Raw genomic sequence first — 4,506 nt, 5'->3', positions numbered from 1 at the left:
GACTATGCGTCATAAAAAATGATTTAATTATTTTATGACGCATAGTCAGTACGCAAAACTAGGGGGTACCTTTTATTGTTGGAGTGCTTTTTTTCTTGGGGCGAAGAGTTCTTTTTCTAGGAGTTTTTCTTTGGGTACGTTTTCGGAAGATAATGATTTTGAGTGTAGTTTTTCTTCGGCGGCGGCTTCAATGGTGATTCCTTCGGATGCGGGATCGTAACTGAAGTTTTGTACGCTGCCGATTTTAATTTTCTTGCCATGAACGTAGGCTTCTAGTCTTACATTGATTTTTTTGTTCATATCCTTGATGGCTACATCAATTGTGATTTCGTTGGAATCTCTTAAGTTGAGTTTTCCTTGAACAGCACCTTTTCTGTGTTTGAGATTATCGATGAGAGTCCATTTGTAATCAATGGTTTCAGATTTTATATGTGCAGTATTCACTCGACCAATGAGACGAATTTCATTTCTTGTCGGTAGTTTTTCATAATCGATGTCGATATTTATATGTTGTTTTATTTTTTTTACACTTGTTGGTAGGCGATCAAAAAATACAGGCTTTTTATTCTCTGATATATTTTGCGAAAAAATTTCTTCTTCCATCGCTCCAATATTATAGAGGAAGATGAAAGTCATCGCTGTGAGAATTATTGAAATGTTGTATTTGCCTTTTATATCTTTAATCATATTTTACCTACATATTAAGTTGCCAGCAGTATCAATATTATAAACGGTCGCGGGACTTCCAGCTCCATCATTATAGTACATTACGTTGATTATATAGGGTCCGGCTGGCGCTGAGATACTGATGGTTTCAAAACCATCTTCTTCGCCCACGCCAACACCTTTTTCTTTATTGCTATAAGTAAGAAGATCGTTTCCTACGCCGAAAGTATACCCGTCTTTATAAACGTACAAATCAAGATCTGCGGCAGTTGTTCCGGTAACATCGTAGTCCAGAGTTACGCTCAGAGTACCGCCGCCATGATAGAAGTAATAAAAGTCATTAGAGTAAAATTGATTTGATCTATCAAAAACATTTCCTGAGATTGGAATTTTCGCCGAAGCTTGAATCGTCCATCTGCATGCTGCTGCTCCGGCCACGTTTGCAGTTCCAGAGTTATCTCGAACTCCATAGTGAGCTCTTGTCGCTGTCATTTCTTTATCATCATCATCGAGCAGAGAAGATATATTTGTTCCTGCATTGTCGGCTTGTGCTTTCAAGAATAAACTCATTTCTCTAAATGGAAGAGTACTTTGGAAATCTCCAACGTAGGCATCCCATAGTTCAGAGAAAGGCATAGAGACTGGGGCATCCGTTGTTGCCCATAACATTCTTGATACGGCTAATTCTCTAAATCCACCTTCTCCTAATTGTCCTGCGGTTGGCATATCTTGAGGATCGTTGTCTTCATTCAAATTATTTTCCATATCATAATAATAACCATAGCCGCCGCCGATTCCGACAGTGTCTCTGTAGATTGGATCGCCCGTCACTCGAGATGCAAAATAAGTTGAAAAGCCTTCGCTCCAGGCAAGTCTTGGATCAATTACAAAAAGACCGTAGTGAGTTCCGCCTGGAGAATCAGAAGCAGAATAATTATCTTCTAAAAAATGTCCGTATTCATGAATGATGACTGAGTTGTCGAAGTGATCCGTATCTTGAACTGTGACGTCACCGTCAATTCCTCCAAGAATATAAAGCTGATCTTCGCCAGGAATATAAAAACTCACTCCAGAGTCAGGGTCGCCGCCAAAGTAAGTGACAGGGTTAACACCTTTTGTCCAATAAGCTTGCACTTTATGATCCACAGTAAATGCACCAACGCTCGTGTTGTTCAGTAAATAATCGTTGGCCAAATAAATTTGATCTAGAATATTAAAAGCCCCGCCTCTGAGGGTTGAGTCCAAGGAAGTGTCTGCATGAGCGACTAGATTTGCTAAGGTTTTATTGGCATCTGCTACAAATGTCGTGGTGATAGAATAAGGAATATTTGTTGTTGGATTTCCGAGCACGCTAACTTTATTAAATGCATTGTATGATCTAGAAAGAACTTTGACGGTATAAGTGCTGCCATCATCAGGAATATCAAAAGTATAATATCCCGAAGCATCTGTTTCTGTACATTGCACAATTGTCCCGGCAGCATTGAGAACTTGAACCTCTGCTCTGCGAATTGCCATGTTTCCGGAAATTGCGCCTAAGCCCGCGACTGTAAAATTTCTTTTTCTGTAATACGCATTTCCTTCAATAGTGTAAGAAGTTGAAAAAGTTGCGTTCGTCGTGCAATAAGATGTCTCTGCTACAGTATTTGTAGGGGCAGATTTAATAATGTCCGTACAAGAAGTTGTAAGTGCTAATGGTAAAATTAGCCATGATGTAGATACAAAATGTGTGATTTTCATACTTCTACTTATCGGCTAAAAGTCTTGATATATTATAGAAAACAATAGACTTCTCAAAATGAGACAGTTAAAAAAGAGGGCATGCTTAAGGGTTTTAACTCAGATTTAAATATTGGCTCTTCCCATATTCACGTTCAAACGGAAGATTGGGGAAAAGAGAACCCATATATTATAACTAGAGTGTTTAAAAATGGAGCTGTCGTAAATAGCATCAAAACAGCTTATGGAACCGTGTTGCCTTTTGGTCCCATCAGTGACGAGCAAGCCATTCGTCTTGCCATGAGAGAACAGCACCAAAAAATTCTAGACCACCTACTTTCTGGTCAAATTCCCGTGTGATTGCTACACTTAAAGGATGATACATTTTCATCACGTTTACAAAACGTATGCAGGGCCAATTCACGCCCTTAAAAACGTAAATATCGATATAGAAAAAGGTGACTTTGTTTTTATCACGGGGCCGAGTGGCGCGGGAAAAACAACGTTATTTAAACTGCTTTCTGCCCATGACAAACCAACTTCTGGAAAAATTCAAGTTGCGAATTATCGCTTGGATGAAATTTCGGCAAAAGAGGTTCCATTTTTTAGAAGAAAAATTGGAATGGTCTTTCAAGATTTTAAACTCTTAAAAGATTATTCTCTCCTGGAAAATGTAGAATTACCACTGAAGATTCTGGGTTTGAAATCAAGTATTTCGAAAAATAGAGTTTTAGAAATTCTAGATCTTGTTGGCCTTAAAGACCGTCATGATTATTTTCCGGAGCAAATTTCGGGCGGAGAAAAACAGAGAGTAGCTATTGCAAGGGCACTGATTCATCAGCCAGATATTCTAATCGCCGATGAACCGACAGGAAATTTAGATCCCAAGCTCAGTAATGAAATTATGGATTTATTTGAAAGAATCAATAAACAAGGAACCACACTGTTCGTCGCAACTCATGATCATGAAATCGTAAAAAGGAAAGACAAAAAGCACGTCATCATCAAGGACGGAATGCTGGTGGAGACATGAAGGGCTTGTTAACACACTTTTTCCGCTCTTGGAAACATCATCCGTTGATTCAAACAGGTGCACTTGTTGTCTTGACGGGCACATTCACGATCATTTTCTCTATCTACCTGTTCTTTAGCAATATGGAAAGAATACTGGTTTCTTGGGGTTCAAATATTGAAATGAATATCTTTCTCAAAGACAATCTCGGAACAGATGAAGTAGAGAAGATCAAAAAAGAACTCGTGGATTTGAATTACTTCAAAGACGTTCACTTCGTCACACAAAAGGATGCTGCAAGCCAATTCTTCTCTAAAATGTCGAGATACATTCCGGAATTTGCCGGGGAAAAAGAATTCCTCAACATTGTTCCTTCAAGTTTTGTGGCCTCTCTGTTGCCAGGAGGAAATTTATCAGATTTTAAAAAAATATCTAATAAAGTGGAAACGGTACCTGGAGTTGAGGATGTTTCTTACGGCCAAGAATGGGTAGAAAATTTTTCTATATTTGTCGGGTCAATCAAAAATATTGGATGGGCAATTTCTGGAATTCTTATTTTAGGATCTCTATTTGTGATTGGCTTTACAGTTTACGCGGTGATCGTGAGAAGGCGTGACGAAATTGAAATTTATGAGCTCTGTGGTGCCACTTCAAGAATGATTCAGGCTCCTTATATTTTTGAAGGTGCTTTGATTTCTCTGATGGCGGGAATTTCAGCATTGGTCATGAGCTACTTTATATTGACCGTGCAAAATGAATTTTTTATTTCAAAAATGATTTACCTTGGCCTTAATGACTTGTTCGAATTCTTTGGAGTTATTGAAGTTTTATCACTTCTTATATTTTCGGCGTTTGTCGGTGCTTTTGTATCTTACCTCTGTATTCATAAGCTAAACACCGGCTGGACACGGACATCAAATTATTCTCGGGGAGAAACTTGATGCTGTTGATTCTTCTTCTAACATTGAGCTTGAGAGCCCAGGCTGACAATTCAGTCAGCGTCTATGAAAAAGGCAGACAAGACTATATTCAGAAGGAAGAAGAGAATAGAAATATTTTGAGCGAGCTTTATCAGGCGCAACAGAATTTCAAACGAATCAATTCTGAAA

Annotated in this window: 5 protein-coding genes; 3 read left to right on the top strand and 2 right to left on the bottom strand. The window is 38.5% G+C overall.

What is annotated here, in order from left to right:
• Window positions 1-72: 72 nt before the first annotated feature.
• Together V4596_08760 and V4596_08755 are read right to left on the bottom strand one after the other, a co-directional pair.
• Window positions 73-687 (bottom strand): hypothetical protein, encoded by a 615-nt coding sequence (locus V4596_08760; GenBank protein ID MES2769223.1) that lies wholly within the window; start codon window positions 685-687, stop codon window positions 73-75.
• Between the two features lie 3 nt (window positions 688-690).
• A complete protein-coding gene (locus V4596_08755; GenBank protein ID MES2769222.1) occupies window positions 691-2,406 on the bottom strand; it encodes a hypothetical protein in 1,716 nt (571 codons plus the stop codon).
• 81 nt (window positions 2,407-2,487) lie between these two features.
• Here V4596_08755 and V4596_08750 point away from each other — a divergent pair, with 81 nt between their 5' ends.
• From V4596_08750 to V4596_08740, 3 genes are read left to right on the top strand one after another with little or no spacing between them, the layout of a single operon-like run.
• Window positions 2,488-2,745 carry a hypothetical protein gene (locus V4596_08750; GenBank protein MES2769221.1) on the top strand — a complete coding sequence of 86 codons (258 nt, stop codon included), beginning with the start codon at window positions 2,488-2,490 and terminating at the stop codon, window positions 2,743-2,745.
• Window positions 2,746-2,761: 16 nt separating this feature from the next.
• Window positions 2,762-3,418 carry a cell division ATP-binding protein FtsE gene (ftsE, locus tag V4596_08745; GenBank protein MES2769220.1) on the top strand — a complete coding sequence of 219 codons (657 nt, stop codon included), beginning with the start codon at window positions 2,762-2,764 and terminating at the stop codon, window positions 3,416-3,418.
• Complete coding sequence (locus V4596_08740; GenBank protein MES2769219.1) at window positions 3,415-4,338, top strand: permease-like cell division protein FtsX; 924 nt, start codon at window positions 3,415-3,417, stop codon at window positions 4,336-4,338. Before ftsE ends, V4596_08740 begins: the two co-directional genes overlap by 4 nt.
• Window positions 4,339-4,506 lie beyond the last annotated feature (168 nt).

Source organism: Bdellovibrionota bacterium (genome assembly GCA_040386775.1).
Taxonomy (GTDB): domain Bacteria; phylum Bdellovibrionota; class Bdellovibrionia; order Bdellovibrionales; family JAEYZS01; genus JAEYZS01.
Note: the sequence above shows the minus strand (reverse complement) of the source record. Positions and strands in the feature narration are given on the sequence as shown.

What these genes read in the sequence shown, in the direction of transcription:
- V4596_08740 (MES2769219.1), top strand. Translation starts at nt 3,415, where the DNA reads ATGAAGGGCTTGTTAACACACTTTTTCCGCTCTTGGAAACATCATCCG.
- ftsE (MES2769220.1), top strand. Translation starts at nt 2,762, where the DNA reads ATGATACATTTTCATCACGTTTACAAAACGTATGCAGGGCCAATTCAC.
- V4596_08755 (MES2769222.1), bottom strand. Translation starts at nt 2,406, where the DNA reads ATGAAAATCACACATTTTGTATCTACATCATGGCTAATTTTACCATTA.
- V4596_08760 (MES2769223.1), bottom strand. Translation starts at nt 687, where the DNA reads ATGATTAAAGATATAAAAGGCAAATACAACATTTCAATAATTCTCACA.
- V4596_08750 (MES2769221.1), top strand. Translation starts at nt 2,488, where the DNA reads ATGCTTAAGGGTTTTAACTCAGATTTAAATATTGGCTCTTCCCATATT.